This window comes from Asticcacaulis endophyticus, assembly GCF_014652575.1.
Lineage (GTDB): Bacteria > Pseudomonadota > Alphaproteobacteria > Caulobacterales > Caulobacteraceae > Asticcacaulis > Asticcacaulis endophyticus.
The window spans coordinates 35,617-56,334 of sequence record NZ_BMZB01000002.1 but is presented as its reverse complement, the minus strand read 5'-3'; the positions used below and the strand labels follow the sequence as shown (position 1 = coordinate 56,334).

The window sequence follows — 20,718 nt, the reverse complement described above, 5'->3', positions numbered from 1 at the left end:
CATGATGATGATATCGGAATCTTTGATCCGTCTATCTGCCGTTGCTCTCGGCATTCTGATTGTAGCTCTCGCCGCGTTCCAACTCGGCAGCTCACACGACAACACGCCAAGCTTGTCGTTGGAAATTCCCGAAGCGCCCACCGCAGATCCTGAACCTTTACGTGCGGAGCTGAAACGCTGCCGTTTGATGGCCACCCCGAACGATGCCTGCCGCAGGCTGTGGCAGGAAGGCCGCGATCAGTTCCTCGGCCAGACCGCCATGACCGCCAACACGAGTCAATAACCGCCATGACCAACACCGGCGTCATCGATCACTTCCTCGAAGTCTTCACGCGATACATCGACAGCGGCTTCGGCCTTCTGCACGGCGAAGTCGCCTTTATTGCAACGACATTAATCGTCATCGATGTAACGCTCGCAGCCTTGTTTTGGAGTTGGGGCGGCGATGATGACATTATCGCGCGCCTGGTCAAAAAGACGCTTTTCATCGGGGCCTTTGCCTACCTCATAGGCAACTGGAACGCCCTGTCGGCGATCATCTTTAATTCGTTTGCCGGTTTGGGGCTGAAGGCCTCGGGCACAGGTTTTACCGTCGCCGACCTTTTACGACCGGGCAAGCTCGCGCAAACGGGCCTGGACGCGGGCGCGCCCTTGTTACAAGCCGCCTCGGATCTGATGGGCGCTATAAGCTTCTTTGAGAACTTCCTTCAGATTATTTGTCTGATGCTGGCCTGGGCCATTGTCGTCCTCGCCTTCTTCATTCTCGCCATACAGATGTTCGTTACGCTTATCGAGTTCAAGCTGACGACCTTGGCCGGCTTCGTCCTGATCCCCTTTGGTCTCTTCGGTAAATCCGCCTTTATGGCTGAAAAGGTCTTGGGCAACGTCGTATCGTCCGGCATCAAAGTTCTGGTGCTAGCCGTCGTGGTCGGCATTGGCTCAACCCTGTTTGATACCTTCGTTCAGGATTACGGCACGGCCGCGCCAACCGTTGAAGACGCTATGGCGATCGTGCTCGCCGCGCTCACCCTGTTAGGACTTGGTATTTTTGGCCCCGGCATTGCTAACGGGCTGGTCTCCGGCGGACCTCAACTGGGTGCTGGCGCCGCCATCGGGACGGGCTTAGCGGCAGGCGGCGCCATGATGGCCGCTGGTGCCGGCCTTGGCATGGCCGGGCGCGGCCTTGCCGCGATCGCTTCGGGCGGGGTGGCCGCTGCCAGAGGCAGTGCCTCCCTGGCTGGCGGCGCCTCGACCGCATACAATCTTGGCGCTCTGGGTAAGGAAGGCGGCGCTGCCGTTGCCGGTGGCATGGCCAGTGTAGCCAAGACTACGGCCAAAACCGCCATATCTCCCCTTCAGCGCGCGCTTTCAAACGCCGGCGGCGCCATGTCCGATGGTTTCAAAAGCGGTGCACGGTCAGCATTCACCGCAAGCGGCGGCGCATCCACGCGGGGCACGGTAGGCGAGCCCGCAGCTTCGCCAATAGCCAGTTCAACAAACGCCACGTCCACGCCCGAATGGGCCAAGCGCATGAGACGCTCACAATCGTTCCAGCACGGCATGAATACGCTCACCCACGCTGTGCGGTCCGGCGATGGCGGCGGCGCCGGCCATTCCCCTAATCTCAATGAAGGTCAATAACCACCATGTTTAAGCGAACCTCTACCCGCTATAGCGAAACACCACAGCCGGAAACGCCTTACCAGCGAGCCGCTCAAGTCTGGGATGACCGCATCGGTTCAGCCCGCGTTCAAGCCAAAAACTGGCGCCTGATGGCGTTTGGTTGCCTGGCCCTCGTCGGCGGTCTGGCGACGGCTCTGGTCTGGCAGGGGGCGCGCGGAACGATCACGCCCTGGGTCGTTGAGGTCGATACCCTCGGCCAAACTCAAGCCGTCGCCCCCGCCACGGCGGACTACAAACCCTCTGATAGCCAGATTGCTTATCACCTTGCGGCCTTTATTGGCAATGTGCGCGCCGTCTCGTCCGACCCGATCATCGTCCGCCAAAACTGGCTGAAGGCCTACGAGTTCATGACGGACAAAGGTGCATCGGCACTGAACGGCTATGCGCAAACCAACGACCCGTTTGCCAAAGTCGGCCAGCAACAGATCGCCGTCGAGGTCTCCAGCGTGATCCGTGCTTCGCCCGATAGCTTTCGTGTGAGCTGGACCGAACGTACGTACACCAGCGGGCAGATCGCCAGCACAGAACGCTGGACTGCCATTCTTACGCTTGTCGTTGAGCCCCCACGCGATCCCGAACGCCTGCGCAGGAATCCGCTCGGCATCTACATAAACGCCTTTAACTGGTCCAAGGAACTCTCGTAAATGACCCTATTCAAACGTGCACTCCTGCTGACGGCCATAGCCATGTCGTCTATTCCCGGCCCTTCAGCTTTCGCTAAACCCGCCAAGCCCAAAGCGCCTGCCTACAATGGGCTATACCTGCCTGCGGCCAATGTACGGGCCGCGAACACAGCGGCCCGCGTCCAACCCGCACCGGAAGGCTTCATCAACGCGACGCAGACCTATGCGTACACGCAAGGCAGCTTGTTTCAAGTCTATACCGCCGTCGGCAAAATCACCGATATTGCCCTGCAGCCGGGCGAGGAACTTGCCGGGACCGGGCCCGTAGCGGCTGGAGACACGGCCCGCTGGGTCATTGGCGATACGGTAAGCGGCGTCGGCGATGGCAAACAAGTCCATATCCTGGTCAAGCCGACCCGTATCGGACTCAGCACCAATTTGGTCATCAACACCAACCGTCGCACCTACCATATCGAGTTACGTGCGTTTCAAAACACCTACATGGCCTCGGTGTCGTGGCGATACACCGAGGATGATTTGATCGCGGTTCAGCGACGGGCGGCCATAGAGGCCGCGGCCGCACCCATCGCTACTGGCCTGGATATTCAGTCGCTGAATTTTAACTACAGGATCGATGGCGATAAAACACCGTGGCGGCCTATCCGCGCGTTCGATGACGCAAAGAAAACCTACATCGAATTGCCAGCAAACATAGCCCAGGGTGAACTGCCTCCCCTATTTTTGGTCGGACCGGACCGATCCAGCGAACTCGTCAATTATCGCATCAGCCGAAATTACCTGATCGTTGACCGGATATTTAGCGCCGCGGAGATGCGGCTCGGCGATAAAAAAAGCCAAAAGGCCGTGCGGATCACCCGTGTAGAAGGGAAAATGCCATGACCGAGACGACGCCTTCCGCCACACTTCAAACACCTGACCTGCGTCTGCGGCCAAAACCAAAACCCGTGATGCGTCTTTCCAGAAAGGCCTTAGCTGGGTTAGGCCTCGTCGCCGGTCTCGGCGTGGGGGCTGCCGTGATCGTCGCCCTCAAGGATCAGGCTGCCAAACCGTCCCAATCTCAGAAATCGCCCGCGCCCACACAGACAAAAACCCAATCTGAAAAGCTGGCAGGCCTTCCAAAGGACTATTCAGAAATCCCGCAACTAGGCGCGCCCCTACCGGGTGACCTGGGCGGTCCCATTTTAGCCGCCCGGTCTCAAGGCAAAGAAGTTGCCCCACCGGTGATGGCGAACGGCAACACCTCGACGCTCGATGGCCCGGACGCACAGCGAAGGCAGCGGGTTGACCAGGAACATGACGCCGCCATATCGAGCCAGATATTTGCACGAGGTACGGCCACCGCCGCGCAATCGCAGGACGCCGCAACTCCGGTATATGTACCGCCGCTGCCGGTGTCCGATCTCGCATCCCATCCGCTTAGTCGCGTAGTCCCCGCCATAGCGACTGCGCAAGATCGACAGGTCGCGTTCCTAAGTCAAACAACGGACAAGCGTGTGGTCTCGGAAGAGCGACTGGTAAACCCGCCGTCACCCCACATCCTTCAAGCCGGCAGCGTTATCGCGGCAGCCCTCATCACCGGTATACGCTCAGACCTGCCCGGGCAGGTGACAGCTCAGGTAACCCAAAATGTCTATGACAGTCTGACGGGTCGCTATGTGGTGATACCGCAGGGTGCGCGTCTGGTCGGGCAATATGACAATGCCGTCGCGTTCGGTCAAACCCGCGTGCTCTTGGTGTGGACCCGCCTGATATTCCCGACAGGCCAATCGATCGTGCTCGAACGTCAATCCGCTGCCGACGGTCAGGGCTTTGCCGGCCTCTCGGACCGGACCGATTACCACTGGGGCGGTATGGTCAAAGCGGCAGCGCTGACGAGCCTTCTGAGTGTTGGTGCTGAACTCGCCAGTGATGACGAAAGCACCATCCTGAAGGCTCTCAAAGACGGCGCGCAGGCCACGTTTGATAAAGTCGGCCAACAGGTGGTCGAGCGCCAACTGAACGTGCAGCCGACCCTGACGGTAAGGCCTGGCCACCCTGTCCGGATAATCCTGACCAAGGATCTTATTCTCGCCCCGCAGGAGCCATAGTCATGTCACGTCTCAAGCTCGGTCCTCTCACGGATGATAAACCGGTCAAAATCACCGTAGAACTGCCCGCCGCTACCTACCGCAGTCTCGAAGCCTATGCGGAGGCGCTTGCAAGCGAGACAGCTCTGGCGAAACCCGACCCTGTGAAATTAATTGCGCCGATGATCGACAAGTTTATCGGAACCGACAGAGCCTTTTCAAAACTGCGGCGAAGATAGATTTATGTTGTGCTGACGAGAAAGGTTTGTCCCAACCGTCGCACGGAAATGACACAATAGTCGCCAATTATTGCCTAAAAAATCATCAAAGCGGAGCCGTTTGCAACGTCTGCCATCAATTAGGGATTTAAACTATCCTGTTGCGTGCAATTTTATTAATACCACCCTTACCGGGAATAATTAATGTGATTGCCACAGCGAGCGGCCTTCTAACTCAATAGCTTGCAATGATGAGGAGCTGGTTCAAGCGGCCCCGCAAACAACCATCGCACATCGTGCTAACCTAACTCGAAGAGTGGTCGAATGCCGAACCATGACACTGGAAATCCTGAAGACAAACCTGAGGACATCCCTTCAGACTCCCTGCCGGATAGCGCTCCCGATCCTGAGACGAATAGCAAGATAGACAAGGCTCCACCTAAAAGGCGGCCGCGCTCCGTCAAGCCACCGCCGCCGGAGGTTGACCACGCCAATGGTACAGTGTGGATATAGGTAACGGTCGGCGATCCTCGGTATCATCCAAGCTTTTCGATTGATAAGTTCGAACTAGCGGGCCATCCTAAACTTGCCGCCGAACATCCTTCCAATCAGTATCGATCTATACTGCCTGTGCCTGGACCGTTAGTGAGAATTTTAGCGATGGACAAAACAATCATTGTTCAATGTAAGCGATGCGCTCACCTTTTTGAGGTTGATGGGGACGATCTTAATGTGCAGCAAGATGGCGCTGATGAACGTGGAATGGGGCTTGAAGTATTCTACCACGGTGCGATTGGAGCTCATTGTCCGCAATGCCGAAGCCCATTCGAGATCGAGTATGAAGCGTCTGAATATCCAGTTGGTATGCCAAACTACGCTGAATATCATCCAACAGGCGTAACGATCGTTAAAGGTGTCCCCTTAGTCGATTTCTCCTTTCATGACGAAGATTACGATTATGAGACGGTAGATAAATCTGAAAGTGGCCTAATTGTACCGGAACGAAAGCTGATCGTCGGCCACCTGAATGACGGAGTAGCGGAATTAATCCTTGAGATTAAAAAACGTCACAATCTAATCCACGATATCGACCCCCGTCAGTTTGAAGAAATAATCGCTCACGTGTTCAAAAATAATGGCTTTGTCGTCGATCTGACCAAGCGTTCGCGCGACGGAGGACGGGACGTTATCGCTCTGCGAAACGATATGGGTATTCCGTGCAAATATATAATTGAGTGTAAAAAGTACGCACCGCAAAACAAGGTGGGGGTTGGGCTCGTTCGGAGCTTGTTTGGCGTTCAGATGAACGAAGGGGCCAATAAAGCAATTTTAGCGACGACTTCGGAATTTACAGCCGGCGCCAAAAAGTTCGCAGCTACAAAACACACCGCTGAATGGTTCTTGGATCTAAAGGACTACAATCACGTCATGGACTGGATATTGAAAGACCAAGGATAACAGCATCGGGCAATATCACTGACGAAATGGAACAAATAAAGAACATTACTTTTTTTAGGAATCGCGGTAGACATCAGTATCAAATAAATTTGGCTTGATCCGCAGCATAGATTGTAGAAGTCTCTTTTGCAGATAGCCTCATACCGTCACAACCTAGGAACACGAATGCAACTTGCTCTGCGTAGCGATGGTCCCGCTATTGGGTCAATTTCTCCACGGCGTGAATTTGGTGCTTATGAAGCCCTTTGGCTGGAACAAGGCTCTACCTTCAAGACAATTGCCGATCGGTTCGCCCGCGACCCTTCGGCGTTGCCCTCTGACTTTGTATCCCCGGCTGAAGCTGATCGCTGTTCAGAGGCGGTATTAGCGGCCCTGAAGGCCGCAGGCGTCCATAAATTCGGTGTACGCATCAATCACGGTGGCGATTATCCTCAGAAACTGCGCGATGCGCGCTACCCGGTAGAGTTGGTCTATTACCAAGGGGCGTGGGAGTATACGGAAACCCGCAGCGTAGCGATTGTCGGGAGCCGGGAAGCATCGCCTGAGGGCGTGCAAAGGGCAGCTCAGTTGGCCCGCGACCTGGTAAAGCGAGACTTTACTGTGGTCTCAGGCCTTGCCAAGGGTATTGATACGGCGGCTCACCAAGCCGCCTTGCAAAGTAACGGCCGTACCATTGCTGTTATTGGCACGCCGCTGGGATCTTACTACCCTAAGGAAAACACAGCGCTTCAGGACCAAATTGCCCGGGATCATCTGCTCATTTCACAAGTACCTGTCTTGCGATACCGCAACCAAGCGGTGCCCCAAAACAGACTGTTTTTCCCTGAGCGCAATATCACGATGAGCGCCTTAACCGAAGGCACAATCATCGTCGAGGCTGGCGAAACCTCAGGCACTCTAACTCAAGCGCGGGCAGCCCTTCATCAAGGCCGAAAGCTCTTTATTCTTGAATCATGCTTTAAAAACACCGCCATCACGTGGCCTGCACGTTTTGAAGCTGAAGGGGCCGTTCGGGTAAGAACTACTCAGGATATATGGGACGCGCTTGCCTAGGTTCACTGAAATTGACGACACCACACGGGTGGATCATACCCATCTTCGGGCAGATGATACGTGTGTGTTTATGTACGAGTATACGTCCGGGCGGGACTTTACGTTCAGCCAGACCAACAATCTGATCAACAATCTCAAGAAGAAGCCAAGTCTGGCCGGCACCGCGCAGTACGCATGGAAAGCTCGGGCAATAGAGCAGTGTGCGCGTGAATTTCGCGGCGCACTGGATAGCGGCTGGATATCTACAACAACGTTTGTTCCCGTGCCCGGATCGAAGGCCCCAGGTCACCCCGACTTTGACAACCGCATCGAGCTGATTTGTCAAAGCCTCGGGCAGAATGTCGACGTCAGAAATCTTGTGACCCAATCTCAATCCACGGCCGCATCTCACGAAGTGGGTGTAGGTGAACGGGTCACGGTGAACGAACTTAATAGTATTTACGCGATCAATGAAAATTTGGCAGCCCCGCCTCCGACCTATCTTGCCGTGGTGGATGACGTTCTCACTGCCGGCACTCATTTCCGCGCCATGAAAACAGCCCTAACTGCACGGTTTCCTGGCATTCCGGTTGCGGGACTATTTGTGGCGAGACGGGTATTTGCAACTCCGCCGGAGCCCGCAGATTTCGACATTATTGATTTTTAGGATCTGCATATAAATCGACAGAGCCTAACGGCACCGCTTTAGGTGCCTCCAAATCGACGGATAATGAGGATGCCGGCTCGGTAGCTCATCTCTTTGTTTTTGGTCAGTTGCAGCAAAGGGCTTTCCGCCACATCACCCAGAGCACGATCCGCGTTCAGGAAGCTGGCCAGCACGAATTTTTCATGAACAGGCACGATCCATAAAACGGCCATTCCGACACTCTGCGGGCCGGCGCCCACCTCGTATGGGCTAAGACCGGTGGATACGGCTTCCGACGGATCGACGCCATAGTAGGCCTGATTGGACTTTTTGTCGCCAAAGCGGGAGTAGAGCGTCGTCTGAAACAAGCCTACCCGCGTAACGTCCTGACGCGATGCAGAGAGAAATAAGCCGGCGCCCTGCGATACATTAGTGACGTCCTGCGTTACACGACCGCCCACTGACGTCTTCTCGCCGATCCGGTAGAAGGCGTAAGCCGCAAGGTCAGCCCCCAGCCCGGGCACCGTAAGGCCGGGCAGTTCATCCGATTTGCCCCCGAAATGCGGACGCACCTGAACACCAGCTATCAGACGATCGCGTGAGATAAGATTATAGCCCACACCACTCAATGGATCACCATAGACCCTGTTCTTGTAATTGAACGATACCCAAGGGATCGCGTTTACCTTGTCAGTAGCGCCGCCACTTGGACTAAAACCATAAACAGCGCCCCCACCGGCATCAATCGTCCAGGTCTGTTGCGGGCCAAGCGGTTTGAAAGGCTGGCTCTGCGCCTGCGCTTGCCCCCACAACAGGGGCATAAGCGCAAAAAAGGTCGGTAAGATCGTTCGCATTTCGGGGTATCCTTGGGGAGGGAAAAGGGATGATGCGTTAGGATGGCATCGATTACTTGCGACCGAAGGCCTGTCCGCTAAGACCGAGGGCATAGCCTTCGTTGTAAACGCGACCCATGCTGACAGGATCAAACGCCATTAGGCCCCCGCCTTCGAAATCGTCAGGCAAGCTGGCGACCGAGAGCACAAAGCCATTTCGTTTTGAAAATTCCTCAATCCCCAGCAGCGTGGCACGGGCCTGCGCGCGGGTCAGGGTGTCAATGCTCTTACCAATGACGTCGAATGCACCGTAGCGCGTGAACGCAAAACGCGGATTGATGTTACCATTGATCAGGACGTAGAGTTTGCCATGCAGGGCGACGTCAGGCGGCACCTGCCAGGTCAGCATAGATTCTGGCAATATAAATAACGGCATGGTGACACTGCCATCGACATGCATCTCCAACAAATCATGCCGGATCTTTCGATCTGTGTAACTGACGGGAATAAACGTCGGAGCGAAGGCCCCCGGTATGCTAGCGGAGGCCACGAGAATTTCACGCACCAGATCGCGCGCGCGAACCTTGCCTTGCGCACCTTGCGCGACGCCTTGGGTTGCGATCGCACCAATATCCCAGATTACGCCCGCCTGGGCATCAAGATTGGTCGTGGCGACCTGAAGTCTGCGCCCCTTATTGTTTTCTATGGCGAGGTCTTCAATCATGGCGACATCGACAAATTGGGCGACCAGGGCCTTTAGCCCTTCAGAACTGTAAACCCCGGGGCTTACGAAAACACTCAAGCCTTTGCGCTTTAGAATTTTTGATGAGTCAGCGCTCAAATAGGCCGCTTTAAGCTTTTCATCATATCGGGGGCCGAGATAGGCGAAAGGCGCAATCAGTGCGCCCGTCGATACGCCGGTGACCACACTAAACGCGGGTCTGTCTCCGCGCTTCGTCCATCCATTGAGCACGCCAGCGCCAAAGGCGCCGTCAGCACCGCCACCTGACAACGACAGGATGGATATATCGGAGTTTGGGTTGGCTCGCAGTCCCTCACGGACATCCGCTTCCAGACGCTGGGCCAGTCCCGGATCTCGTGGGGAGACACGAATATGGTCAAATCCATAAGGTTGCGCCGCTGCAGCCTGGCGCTCGTCAAAAACCGCCCGCGGCGCGGATGCGCAGCCGGACACCACGACGCAACACAAGGCTATGGATGCCCAAAACTTGATCATGCCTGCCCCTAAGCGCGCATACCTTATTTAAACGATACCGTATCGTTCTTTTCGTGTGTAAGGTTGCTTTTGTCAATAAAGAAACGGTACAGTATCGATAATAAAATGGAGGAGCCTTGGGTTATGACAGAGAGACAGGCGCAAAGACGCCAGGGACGCCCCGCAGCCGTTGACGTCGAAGCCCTCAACGGCCTGATTATCGACACCGCGAAAGCATTGTTTATCAAGGAAGGCTATGAAGGCGCCTCTGTTGAAAAAATCGCGTCTTTGGCTGGCATTGGCAAGTTGACGATTTATCGACGGTACGCCTCGAAGGAAGCCTTGTTCATAGCGGTGCTTGAGAGCATGAGCACCGGTATGTGGGAAACGCCACAGGCCCGTGCCTTTGTCGATGCTCCCTTAGATGCTCTTAAGGCACGCTGCCGAGTGATACTTGATATGACGGCAACAGAAGAGGGCCTGGCCATATACCGCGTGCTCATTGACGCTGGTACACGGTTTCCAGAACTTGTAGCTTCAACAGTCAGCAAGATGAAGGAACCCGTCGAAGGCAAAAACCTGGAGCTACTCAATCAGGCTCAAAAACAGGGTCAAATTCGCGCCGATATCGATATCCGAAATCTTGGCCGCGTGGTGTCTAGTATGGTCACGGGGTGGACCTTGCTAAATGGCCTCTTAGGAGAAGAAGGACTTCGCGATAGCGAGCAACGCAGCCAATATTTTGAGACGGCTTGGAGCGTTCTGATGCTGGGCATCCGACCGTGACGACACAGCGCGCCAGAACACAGGACAAAATCGCTTCCGGGTTAGAGCCATACCTTTAAGGGATCTCAGGTGACATGCGATGGACGACGATTGGTCGATCGCTTCGTGTAGATTACCCGTTTAAGCATCCATCAGATCACTGTTTAGGATGAGGTGCCGTCCCCCGACCTTGATCGACTTTAGAGCGCCGCTTCGGCCCTCTCCAACGACACCTACCTATATTTCAACACGGGGTGTGTCACGACCCCAGCTATGCTGTTACTGGTAGTAACTATCACGACCTGCGGCCGAAGATTGTGAACGACGCCCGGCGGAAAAAAAGCAGCCTGTACGTCGCCAGTGCTGGCACCGAGATCGATAGTCCGCGTCACTGGTCCAGCGACGTTGGCAACAACATCAGCAATGTTCGTTTCGCTCAAGTCGACCAAACCCCCTCCATGCGTGGCCTGCACAGATATGAAGGCGCTCAGCATATCCAAAGTGATAGCGACCGGCGGAGCGCCTTCCTCTTCCAAGACTACAACAGGCGGCCTGGCTGCTACCGCCAAACCTAGCGCGTCTAGCACAGATGTATCGGCGCTAACGATAGGCGGCGGCCGTAGATTGGTTGAGGATAAAGGCAGGCCCGGAAGTTCTGCCGAACGGGTCGGCGGCGTTCCCGCAACGTAGAACACGGTTGAGTGCAACTTGACCCAGTCGCGCGTTTGCGTATCGACGAAGCCGATGCACTCAAGGATCAAGTTGTACAAGTCCTTATGCCGTGAGCGATGTATGGGCTCATGGTGGGCAATGCGGTTGCGCAGTTCGTTTATGCGAGCGATTCGGGCTTGTACGGTTCCGCGTGTCTCTGCCGCCGGCAGATTGGGAAATGTGCGATGAAGCAGGTTGTTCTGGGACCAGACGGCATCATATTCGAATCGGAATAGGTTGGACCAGAAATCGAACGTCAGCGCCGCCACCTAGGTCGGGCGCGGTCGGCGCACCACGCAGGCGGCGCAGACATCTAAAGACGTTCGCGAGTGCCGCGTCAGCGGAAAGGGCGGATTGAGGAGCCAGTTAGGGTCGGCGTATTCGTTAGAAATCGCGTTGTACATGGCATTGCGGATCGCCACCTCCGCCATGTTCAGCGGATAGAGGAACGACTTGCTGAGACGGGCGTTCCAGAGATAAAGATGCAGGGCATGCTTGCGGTCCTGAGCCGCAACCCCTAAATAAGGTGCCAGACGTTCCGGCGAAAGTGAACGATCAAGAGCCGCCAGCAAGGCTCGCGTGTAAGTGATTATTTCTTGACTTTCGGCCATTTTTGGTTAGTGTCTCAATTCTCTAAAGCAGCGCTATTAGGTTAGTGCACCCCAACCCCGGGCCAGGTACGCCGACCCCGGGGTTTTTAGTGCCTGTATGTTAGTGACATACGCCTGGGACGGTTTCAACGTCCAAACCAGACCTCCTCAAAGCATCGGCCCCGTATTTAAACCTGCATCGCGGATGGCTACGTTGTGCCTGGCTGACTCCACAGTCTGAAGTAGCTCGGTAAAAACCTGATCAGTATCCTGATGCAAATTCGTGGCTTCGACCCATTGAAGGATATCCTCCTGCGAAAGCACAAGGATAACCAATTTCATCCAAAAATTGATTTCTACGCTCCTTGAATTGAATACGTCGTTACCTGCCTGTGCATCTCGAAAGGGTCTGTGAGTATTGATTTGTAGTGTGGAAATCCTGATAGGCCTAATCTTGCAATAACTCGATAAGCTCCCGCCCGCGAGCGGTCAAAACGACTTCGTAATAATCGTGGAAATAGTTGCCCGGCCCACGTGCCTTCACAAGGCCAAGGTCTACGAGGTTGGCAAAGCAGCTCAACACCTTGCTCTCTCGGGAGTTTAACGAGGCGCCCATCCGGGCAGCCATAGTGTCTTCCTTGTTCAAGTCCGGCTCGTAAGTCCATATTGCTTGAAAGACCTTCGCGTCCCAAGGCTCCATCTTTTGCAATACGTCTATAAAAAACCGGGTAACGTCTTTCCCACGATTTGGGTCCAAGGCAGCGGCCAGTAGCGCTGCCCAAAGGTCTTGGATTTCATCTCTGCTTTCGTCTGCAGCTCCCCTAATGAGCGGGATGGCAATGGATAAACTCACCGGCACCGTATCAGCAATTCCGCGGATGCTTAATCTTTCGTCTTTCTTTCTGCGGAGCTGCTCAAGGTTTTCCTCCCGTTTAACCAACAGCCAATCTGCCCCCATTAGACCCACAGCGTTTTTCAAGTTGTCGCCGATTACTTCGCTTATAAAGTTTGAAGTTTTTTCGGCAGCTTGGCTGGCGAGGGTCGTCGCTATAGCTGTTGTCTGTTGGTCCATGATTATCTCCGTCGTGAAACCCTAACGCTACCCTTTAAATGAGTCTAGGCTGCAAGAATGCAAACAGTCTGCGGAGGTTTCACTTCGATGAATGCTATGGATTTGCGTGCCATGAATTTGCTGCGCGCGTTAGCATTTCCCCCCTTCCTCGTGCCCTCAGTAACTCCGTTGCTGGGTTTAGCAAGACGGGCAGGCTCCGCTTGAGATGATTTTCGGGCACGATGTTTGGAGCAACGTACACGTACCTAACAAACCTGGTCTTTTGATTTTGGGCCAGCAGATAAATTACGCGGTGGCGCTGAGTGGCCTTCAGGATCATTTTTGCTCTTGAACCTCATCAACAAATTTGGTTACCTTTAGACGTCCACATCAGCGGTTTAACCATGACCAGAGTGGCTCGACGCATATTGGACCTTGCTGGCAACGTGAAGTCGCCGCCGTCCCTACCTTTTCCTACTACGTCGCACGACGCTTGATTACGATTGCGTTCGCTGTCGCTTGAGCTGCTGCGAGAAACCACTCCACTCAACATAATGAATTTGTTTGCCTTTTTCCCAAGCTCAATCAATTCTAGGCGGAAATAATGCCATCTCAATTACTCAGGCCCGCAAATGTCCAAGCAAACTTACCGTATCCCCTCCTCTGTTCTGGAGCTTCCCTTAGAAATGACACCACAAGAGGGCGGTCCCGATCCAAGGCTTCGGGAGTTAGTAAAAATTCTCGCGCGGCGCGCAGCCCGTCAGGTCCATCGCGACCCACTCGCCAGACCTGTCGATCACTAACAATAGTCATTCCGGAGTCAGGCTTATGAAGGTCGCGCTCTATGCTCGGTACTCGTCAGACAATCAACGTGACGCATCCATATCAGACCAATTCCGTATATGCCGGGCCCATGCCGAAAAGCAGGGATGGCAGATCGTCGAAGAATATTCCGATCACGCCGTATCAGGCGCCTCACTCCTACGTCCAGGAATTCAGGCTCTGATAACTGACGCGATGGCTGGTCGCTTTCAGATCGTACTTTCTGAGGCCATGGATAGGTTATCGCGCGACCAGGAAGATATCGCCGGTGTTTTTAAACGCATGTCGTATGCCGGTGTGAAGATTATCACCCTTTCGGAGGGCGAAGTCTCACACCTCCACATCGGCCTTAAGGGCACGATGAACGCGCTGTTTCTAAAAGATTTAGCCGAGAAGACACACCGAGGCATGCAGGGTCGAGTGGAGCTAGGCAAATCGGGGGGCGGCAATTCATACGGTTATGATGTGGTTCGCAAACTCGACGGCAATGGTGAACTGATACGAGGTGATCGCACCATAAATGCTGTCGAGGCGGATGTGGTACGCCGTATTTATCGTGACTTTTCCAATGGCAAGTCGCCAAAGGTTATTGCGGCTGAAATGAACAGGAGTGGAATTCGTGCGCCTGGCGGCGGAGACTGGGGCTTCAGCACAATAAACGGCAATCGCAAACGCGGAAACGGCATCCTGAACAATGAGATGTATATCGGCCGTTTGATTTGGAACCGCCAACGCTTTGTCAAAGAACCAGGTACCGGTCGTCGGCAAGCCCGGCCAAACCCACCGTCTGAGTGGGTAATCCACGATGTTCCAGAATTGCGGATCATTGAGGACGAACTTTGGCAAGCGGTTAAGCTGCGACAAGATCGTATTAAGGGCAAGTCTAACGATAATCCAGTTAATGCGGCCGATGACCAAATACCCGATAATCATTTCCGCGAGCGCCGGCGCCCAAAGTACCTATTCTCTGGGATGACCAAATGCGCTACATGCGGTGGCGGCTTCATAGTTGTTTCAGCAACATCGGTAGGCTGCGCAACGGCCCGGAATAAAGGCACCTGCTCAAACTACTTGACTATACGCAGAGCCGAACTGGAAGAACGGGTTCTCAATGCCTTGCGACATCGTCTGATGGAGCCGTCACTTTTTCAAGAGTTTTGTGTCGAGTACACTAAGGAAGTCAATTTAAGTCGTATGGAGGCCCGAGCAGCCATTGAAGCCGCACGGGCGGAAGTCGCCAAAATTAAGAGGGAGGCGGAAAGGCTTATCGATCTCTATCTGAGTGACACGATCTCGAAAGAAACTGTCAGAGACAAGAATTCCAAAATGGAAAGGCGAAAACTGGAACTCGACCGCTTCATTGCCGAGTTTGTAGAGCCCCCTCCTCTCCTACATCCGGAAATGGCAAACTTCTACCGCACTCAAATTTCCGACCTTTACAATGCGCTTGCTGACGAGACAGAGGCAAAGCGTTTAAGCGCCGCCGAAACAATACGCGGCATCGTCTGCCACCTTACGCTGATACCTGAGAACGGAAAACTCGAAGTCCTTGTGGTAGGTGAACTCGCTGGAATCCTGGATATTTCCACCCGAAAGCCAAGCAAGCAATCCCAAAAGCACGACCCACGCCAGGCAGCTTCTTCGCTACCGCTTGATGTCAAATCGCTTGGTACAAATATCGGTGACTCAGAGTTGGCTACGAAAGACTGCTCAAATCATAAATTGGACAAAAAGAAAAGCCGCCCCGATAGGGCGGCTTCTGGTTCTACTTTAGCTCTCTCAAATCCTAGCGAATTTGAGATGGTTGCGGGGGCCAGATTTGGGCGTTCCACACACATATCCGGCCAAGCGCCCGCGACCTACCATCTGCGCCTCTGCGCTTAATCCCCACGCAAATCTTAGACCGCCCGCCGCCGCTCAGGTATCTGCGCGGCGCTTTTCACGTCACCTTTAGCGCTATGTTTAAACCGCCCCCATTTTCTGGGTATTATCGGGAAAAACCTAACATTTCTAATGTCATTGAATATAAACGGCTTTCCGTCTAATCGGGGCCTAACATCGACCTAACCTGATCAGCTAACCTTTTCTATATTATTGGTTATATTTTATTCTTATAATTCAATGACATTAGGAAAGTGAGGCATGAATGTTAGACGAGATTAGGAACCACCCCTGACATTTTAAAGATCGCAACATATTGTAATTACTAGGTAAATATTTAGCCGAGCAAGGGATGAGGGCGAAAATCGAAAATGTTAGGTTTTTCCCGACTGCACCTTAAAAACTTCCTCCCCTCATAAAGATTTCTCACCACAGATCGTTACTCTCACGGAGGCTAATAAGGCCTTCTGGCTGCACGAATTTGCACGATCACAACTCACCTCAAAACCTACCGCTAATGCTTACATGGCAAGGGCTGCACGAATCGGCCAGACTGCACTAAAAGTGATACAAAAAGCGCGCAGGCGAGGTGGGGGGACGAGCGCGGCGCGCAGGGCTGGACGCCCAAGGCCTTGTTTTGGCCCGCCCTGACCCACGGGAGGCCGCTCACGCGCAAAAAGAAGCCCGACAGGCCGTGGCCTGCTGGGTGGTACAGCTAGTGAGTGGCCGTCTAGTTACCTATTATGACCTCTCCTGCGATAATACTTTTGTCCATTCCGCCGATCGTATACCGCACCCTTGCCGCCTCAATATCGAACGCCTGAAAGATCGCCCTTACTTCTGGCCTGTCATTCAGGCTCAAGATGAACCGGCCCCTGATCCCGGCCAATACTTCGGCCATTGCCTCGAATTGATCGCGACTGAACAGATCGCGGCCATAGTCGCCCTCGTTCCCGTAATAAGGCGGGTCGAGATAGAATAGCGTTCCCTCTCGGTCATAACGCCGGATGAACTCAGCCCACGGCAACCGCTCGATCACAACACCGGCCAGCCGGTCGTGCACCTCTTCGATCATTGGCACCAGCTTAGTGACATCGAATGCGGCGGGCCTGCCCGTCGATACCCCAAAATTTCGCCCCGCCACCTTACCGCCAAATGCCAGACGCTGGAGATAGAGGAACCGCGCTGCCCGGTGCATGTCCGTCAGTGTCGCGGGATCTGTGGCGATCAACCTTTCGAACTCAGCCCGGCTAGATATCTGCCAGCGGATCATATCGGTGAAGGCGACGTAATGATGCCTCAACACCCGAAAGAAGGTTGCCACGTCTTCGCTATAGTCGTTGATGACCTCGGACTTAGGCCTCACATCCCGCCGGAAAAACACCCCGCCCATGCCGACAAAAGCTTCGGCATAGGTCTCATGCGGGATGTCTTTGATCCGCTCACCGATGCGCCGGGCCAATCCAAGTTTACCGCCAATGTATGCGGCAACAGGTTTCACCGGTTTTACCGTTGATAACTCATTCATTTTATTGAAACTCCGTTCAAATCACACTTTATTCCACGCGCCTGCCAAGGCGGCGGGGTGCGATCTGAACGAAGAGCAGAGGTGTTTAGGTCACTTCCCCGCCATCTAAAACATCATATTCCAATAGGCGGTCGATTAGGGTTTGCCTGGACAAGACAATTAATCCTTGGCTCCGGGCGTCCTCTATTGCGGAGGTTTCAAATAGCAGCCTAAAATCTTTATCCTCTAATTTCACGTCCCTTGTGATGCCGTGAATTTTGAGTTCTAAGTCGATCATCCTATGCGCGGCACCTACACCCTGTCGGCGCAGGACACTCTTAAGGACGTGGTGAACCTTATATGCCGTCTGTGCAGCGCCAAGCCTATAGTTTCCCCAACGATTTTTGATGTTTTTGCTTTCACCGATATAGATGCACGGTCCCAGTTGTGTGCAGGTCAGGTCGAATTTATAGATACCCGCAAGCTGTAAACTACTCAGATCACCGAATGTCGGCTTTCCGTCTAGGCTTAAGCTGATATTGGATATTGGTTCCCAATTATATTTTATTTCGATCATTATCGCCCCTCCGCTATCACATGATCCATAACACAACGCTTAGTAGAGTCTAATCTAAACCAACGCCAACCGCCTGGAACTCTTTGAACCTGACCGCCTCGACGCCAAGCCAGTCATTGATCTGCAGGAACTTCGATTGCAGCGGCTTGATTTCGTTTTCAAAGAACACGTCGCGGGCCTTGCCGATGTCACCAAACCCGCCGGAATTGGCAGGAACGATACCCAGCAATTGAGGGGGCACCCGATGCGCGGCCAGCACGTCATCGCGGGTCGTGTTTTTGATGCCAAGAAATTCGTCTTTCGCCGCCGCCTCGCTCATGGGCACGATCTGCACCCCGTCCTTTTTGCCGTTTGGCACATGCAGGAACAGGTTTTTGAAGTTGCCGACGCCCTTGGCCTTGCGGATTTGTTCGCGGATAGCGTCCACGTCTTTTACCGCCAGCGTCGATTCCGACAGGTAAAACACGAACCCGGCATGAGCGCCATTAAGGTAATAGCGGCGGCGGAACAGGGTCGCGGCCTCATTGAGCAGCAGGCTTTGCAGCGCCCCCAGATACTCAGGCAGGCCGTAAATCTCCTGCGACAGGTCATATTCCATGATTTGCAGGATTGAGCCGTTGGCGAACTCATGGGCCTGAAACCGGTTATTCACGTAATAAAACTGATCAGGCTCGACACCCCGGCGCGTATACATGGCCATTGACCGCTTGAGCGCCATTGGCCTGCCGATCATATTGTCGACGCGCTCGACATAGCAATTCGCTACCGCCAGATAATCCAACGCCAATTGCTCAAAGTCTGCCCGCGATAACAACGATGTCGGAATAAAGCTTTCCGCCAGTAAGTTCTTTTTGAGAACGATGGCTGACCGGTGATGCGATCCCGCGTTCATGACCCGCGCCAAAGACTTAAGGCTGATCGGCGGCTCATACCATTTTCCGTTGCGCCAGCACTCGATATGCTCCAGCAACTCGCGCCGATCCAGAACGCTTTCGGCATCGCCAAACGTGAAGGCTTCGACCTTCCCCTTTGAGCGCTTGGCGGGTGTTTTGGTCGCAGGGGCGGCATTAGTCATCAGAAGAACTCCACGGTTGCGGTAGGGGTGACGCCGTCTGTGGCGTCCATTGGTTCACAGAAAAGCGCGTTCAAAAGCGCCCAGGCGATGTCGCCATGCCCGGTTTCCGTCGACCGGCGCGACACATAGGTCACGTCCCGGCCACTGGCGGTAATTTGCGGATGGATTGAAGCGAGCGCCGCATAGAGGTCGATCCAGCCCGCATCAAATTCCAGACGGCCATTGCGCATGACGTTTTGCGCCTTAAGCACCATCTGGCCTTTGGACTGCGACGAATAGGCCACAGACCGAACGGTCGGGAACCAGCGCTTAACGATTTGATAGACCCCCTCGCCCACGCCTTGCGTGTCGATGGCTATTTCGGTCACGCGGTATTTGGCGCAGTATTTTTTGATTTCGGCGGCTTGTTCTTCAAAGTCCTTGCCGATCAGGCGCACCCGCTCAAGTACCCGGAACTTGCCCTTGGAATTTCGGGGTGCCGCCAGAACGACCAAGCCCGCCGGATCACCCACATTGCCCTTATTCGGGTCGTACCCGATCCAGACTTCACCCGCATAAGGCCGCAAGGCATAGGGCTCATAGTCGTCCCACACCTCATAGCTGTCGACCATACACGGCCTGACCAGCGACAGCGGGAAGCACGATTCACTATCGTCAATGAACTCGCACAAAAACAGGTTTGCGAACTCTCCGACCGAATAGTCGATCATCAACTCGTCAAGATCGACCAGGTCGAAACCGCCCGCTATGGCGTCGTGAACCGATATAATCTGACGCCAGATGCCGTCTGGGCCTAAGTGTCCGTTTTTAAGCGTCTTGTGACTGACATCGATTTTAACCCGCTTGTCCTTGGCGCGGCGGCGGTTAAACCGTTCGCCCGTCCACATGTGATAGGCCTGATGGGCGATGGTCGACGGCGTCGAAAACAGCGTGCGGCGGTAACGCTTGTGGGTCGCCATAGCTGACGCGACCTTAAAGATTTCGTCAAAGCCGTAAATCCAAAAGGTTTCATCGATATAGACATCGCCGTGATAACCTTGGGCGGTGCGATAATTGGTGCCGAGGAAATAGAGCGTAAACGGTTCCAGTGAATTGCCGTCTGCGTCCGTTCGCTCGATAACCATAGGATCGCCGGTCAGCTTAATGCCGGTCGCGGCCCTGACGAACTCAACGATATACTGCCTGAAGATATTGGCCTGCGCCCGGCTGGCCGATATGAAAATCTGATTATTGCCGGTCTCAAGGCCACGAATGAAGGCTTCACGCGCAAAGTAGTAGGTTGCCCCAATCTGACGGGACTTGAGGATAAAGCGGGTGCGATAAGACGATGAATCGCGCCAGCCTTCCTGATATTCAAACAGGCCAGCCGAAAACGCCTCAATCAACTTTATAGCCGCTTCGGCATCGATCAGGTTTTTATCCGGTGCCTTTTTCGGCCCCTTGTTCCGGTTCTCGACCTTGGGGTTAAGGTGGCCCTCATGCCCGTCAGGCTCTAAATATCGATGTATCCGCGCAAACCTCTCAAGCTGACGACCCACAAGGTCGATTTCCTTAAAGTCCGCCCCCGTCTTTTTTTCCTTCGCGATCAACATATTGAAGCGGGTGACCATATTGTCTTCGGCTTTGCGGATCGCCGGGGCGTCATCCCATTTTTCGCGCGTTTTCCACGACTGCACCGTGTTTGGATTTAAACGCAGTTCCTCTGCGATCTCAGACACACCCCAGCCGCGCCAATATAGGCTTCGCGCCATCCGGCGGGCATCAAAGGGGATGGTGTCAGGGTGGACGCAGGTCATTTGCGGACGATATGCCGCCCCATCGCGCGCCCGTGAGACACGCCATTTGTCAGGTCATACCTCACAATTGGGGCTGGTTGCCTTCAAACACCGCGTAGCACCTCTTTGGCCCCAAACGCATTTTCATGCCCCGTTTGACCCAAGGAG

19 protein-coding genes are annotated in these 20,718 nt (G+C 54.3%); 11 read left to right on the top strand and 8 right to left on the bottom strand.

Features of this window, described 5'->3' with window-relative positions; all coding sequences use genetic code 11:
* The first annotated feature begins 1 nt into the window (after position 1).
* From trbK-alt to IE102_RS08730, 9 genes are all read left to right on the top strand, one after another.
* Positions 2 to 283 carry a putative entry exclusion protein TrbK-alt gene (trbK-alt, locus tag IE102_RS08770; protein ID WP_189486134.1) on the top strand — a complete coding sequence of 94 codons (282 nt, stop codon included), beginning with the start codon at positions 2 to 4 and terminating at the stop codon, positions 281 to 283.
* A 5-nt stretch (positions 284 to 288) separates the two neighbouring features.
* Positions 289 to 1,641: a P-type conjugative transfer protein TrbL gene (gene trbL, locus IE102_RS08765; RefSeq protein WP_189486133.1), complete on the top strand. Its 1,353-nt coding sequence runs from the start codon at positions 289 to 291 to the stop codon at positions 1,639 to 1,641.
* A 5-nt stretch (positions 1,642 to 1,646) separates the two neighbouring features.
* Positions 1,647 to 2,327, top strand: a complete 681-nt coding sequence (trbF, locus tag IE102_RS08760) for a conjugal transfer protein TrbF (RefSeq protein WP_189486132.1) — start codon at positions 1,647 to 1,649, stop codon at positions 2,325 to 2,327.
* Positions 2,328 to 3,206, top strand: a complete 879-nt coding sequence (gene trbG, locus IE102_RS08755) for a P-type conjugative transfer protein TrbG (protein ID WP_189486131.1) — start codon at positions 2,328 to 2,330, stop codon at positions 3,204 to 3,206.
* Positions 3,207 to 3,274: 68 nt separating this feature from the next.
* Entirely contained in the window at positions 3,275 to 4,414 is a 1,140-nt protein-coding gene (locus tag IE102_RS08750) for a TraB/TrbI/VirB10 family type IV secretion system protein (RefSeq protein ID WP_189486130.1), read from the top strand.
* A 2-nt stretch (positions 4,415 to 4,416) separates the two neighbouring features.
* Entirely contained in the window at positions 4,417 to 4,632 is a 216-nt protein-coding gene (locus IE102_RS08745; protein WP_189486129.1) for a DUF2274 domain-containing protein, read from the top strand.
* A gap of 639 nt (positions 4,633 to 5,271) precedes the next feature.
* Entirely contained in the window at positions 5,272 to 6,069 is a 798-nt protein-coding gene (locus IE102_RS08740) for a restriction endonuclease (protein ID WP_189486128.1), read from the top strand.
* A gap of 165 nt (positions 6,070 to 6,234) precedes the next feature.
* Entirely contained in the window at positions 6,235 to 7,122 is an 888-nt protein-coding gene (locus tag IE102_RS08735; RefSeq protein ID WP_189486127.1) for a DNA-processing protein DprA, read from the top strand.
* A gap of 70 nt (positions 7,123 to 7,192) precedes the next feature.
* On the top strand, positions 7,193 to 7,768 hold the full coding sequence (locus IE102_RS08730; protein WP_229807657.1) for a hypothetical protein: 576 nt from the start codon (positions 7,193 to 7,195) through the stop codon (positions 7,766 to 7,768).
* A gap of 38 nt (positions 7,769 to 7,806) precedes the next feature.
* Here IE102_RS08730 and IE102_RS08725 read toward each other — a convergent pair whose 3' ends face one another.
* Together IE102_RS08725 and IE102_RS08720 are read right to left on the bottom strand one after the other, a co-directional pair.
* Positions 7,807 to 8,601, bottom strand: coding sequence for a MipA/OmpV family protein (locus tag IE102_RS08725; protein ID WP_189486125.1), 795 nt, complete (start codon positions 8,599 to 8,601; stop codon positions 7,807 to 7,809).
* Between the two features lie 52 nt (positions 8,602 to 8,653).
* The gene (locus IE102_RS08720; RefSeq protein WP_189486124.1) at positions 8,654 to 9,817 is read right to left on the bottom strand and encodes a patatin-like phospholipase family protein; all 1,164 of its coding nucleotides are present in this window, start codon (positions 9,815 to 9,817) and stop codon (positions 8,654 to 8,656) included.
* Positions 9,818 to 9,940: 123 nt separating this feature from the next.
* Between IE102_RS08720 and IE102_RS08715 the strand changes: the two genes are divergently transcribed.
* Positions 9,941 to 10,582, top strand: a complete 642-nt coding sequence (locus tag IE102_RS08715; protein ID WP_189486123.1) for a TetR/AcrR family transcriptional regulator — start codon at positions 9,941 to 9,943, stop codon at positions 10,580 to 10,582.
* Between the two features lie 959 nt (positions 10,583 to 11,541).
* Here the strand turns inward: IE102_RS08715 and IE102_RS08710 are convergent.
* Positions 11,542 to 11,883, bottom strand: coding sequence for a hypothetical protein (locus tag IE102_RS08710; RefSeq protein WP_189486122.1), 342 nt, complete (start codon positions 11,881 to 11,883; stop codon positions 11,542 to 11,544).
* A 427-nt stretch (positions 11,884 to 12,310) separates the two neighbouring features.
* The gene (locus IE102_RS08705) at positions 12,311 to 12,934 is read right to left on the bottom strand and encodes an Abi-alpha family protein (RefSeq protein ID WP_189486121.1); all 624 of its coding nucleotides are present in this window, start codon (positions 12,932 to 12,934) and stop codon (positions 12,311 to 12,313) included.
* Positions 12,935 to 13,741: 807 nt separating this feature from the next.
* Between IE102_RS08705 and IE102_RS08700 the strand changes: the two genes are divergently transcribed.
* On the top strand, positions 13,742 to 15,619 hold the full coding sequence (locus tag IE102_RS08700) for a recombinase family protein (protein ID WP_189486120.1): 1,878 nt from the start codon (positions 13,742 to 13,744) through the stop codon (positions 15,617 to 15,619).
* 727 nt (positions 15,620 to 16,346) lie between these two features.
* On the opposite strand, the gene IE102_RS08695 is transcribed toward IE102_RS08700, so the two are convergent.
* From IE102_RS08695 to IE102_RS08680, 4 genes are all read right to left on the bottom strand, one after another.
* On the bottom strand, positions 16,347 to 17,144 hold the full coding sequence (locus tag IE102_RS08695; protein ID WP_189486119.1) for a DNA adenine methylase: 798 nt from the start codon (positions 17,142 to 17,144) through the stop codon (positions 16,347 to 16,349).
* A gap of 85 nt (positions 17,145 to 17,229) precedes the next feature.
* A complete protein-coding gene (locus tag IE102_RS08690) occupies positions 17,230 to 17,700 on the bottom strand; it encodes a hypothetical protein (protein ID WP_189486118.1) in 471 nt (156 codons plus the stop codon).
* A 49-nt stretch (positions 17,701 to 17,749) separates the two neighbouring features.
* Positions 17,750 to 18,775, bottom strand: coding sequence for a phage portal protein (locus tag IE102_RS08685; RefSeq protein ID WP_189486117.1), 1,026 nt, complete (start codon positions 18,773 to 18,775; stop codon positions 17,750 to 17,752).
* Positions 18,775 to 20,571 carry a terminase large subunit domain-containing protein gene (locus IE102_RS08680; RefSeq protein WP_189486116.1) on the bottom strand — a complete coding sequence of 599 codons (1,797 nt, stop codon included), beginning with the start codon at positions 20,569 to 20,571 and terminating at the stop codon, positions 18,775 to 18,777. The genes IE102_RS08685 and IE102_RS08680 overlap by 1 nt, the downstream gene beginning before the upstream one ends.
* Positions 20,572 to 20,718: the final 147 nt, after the last annotated feature.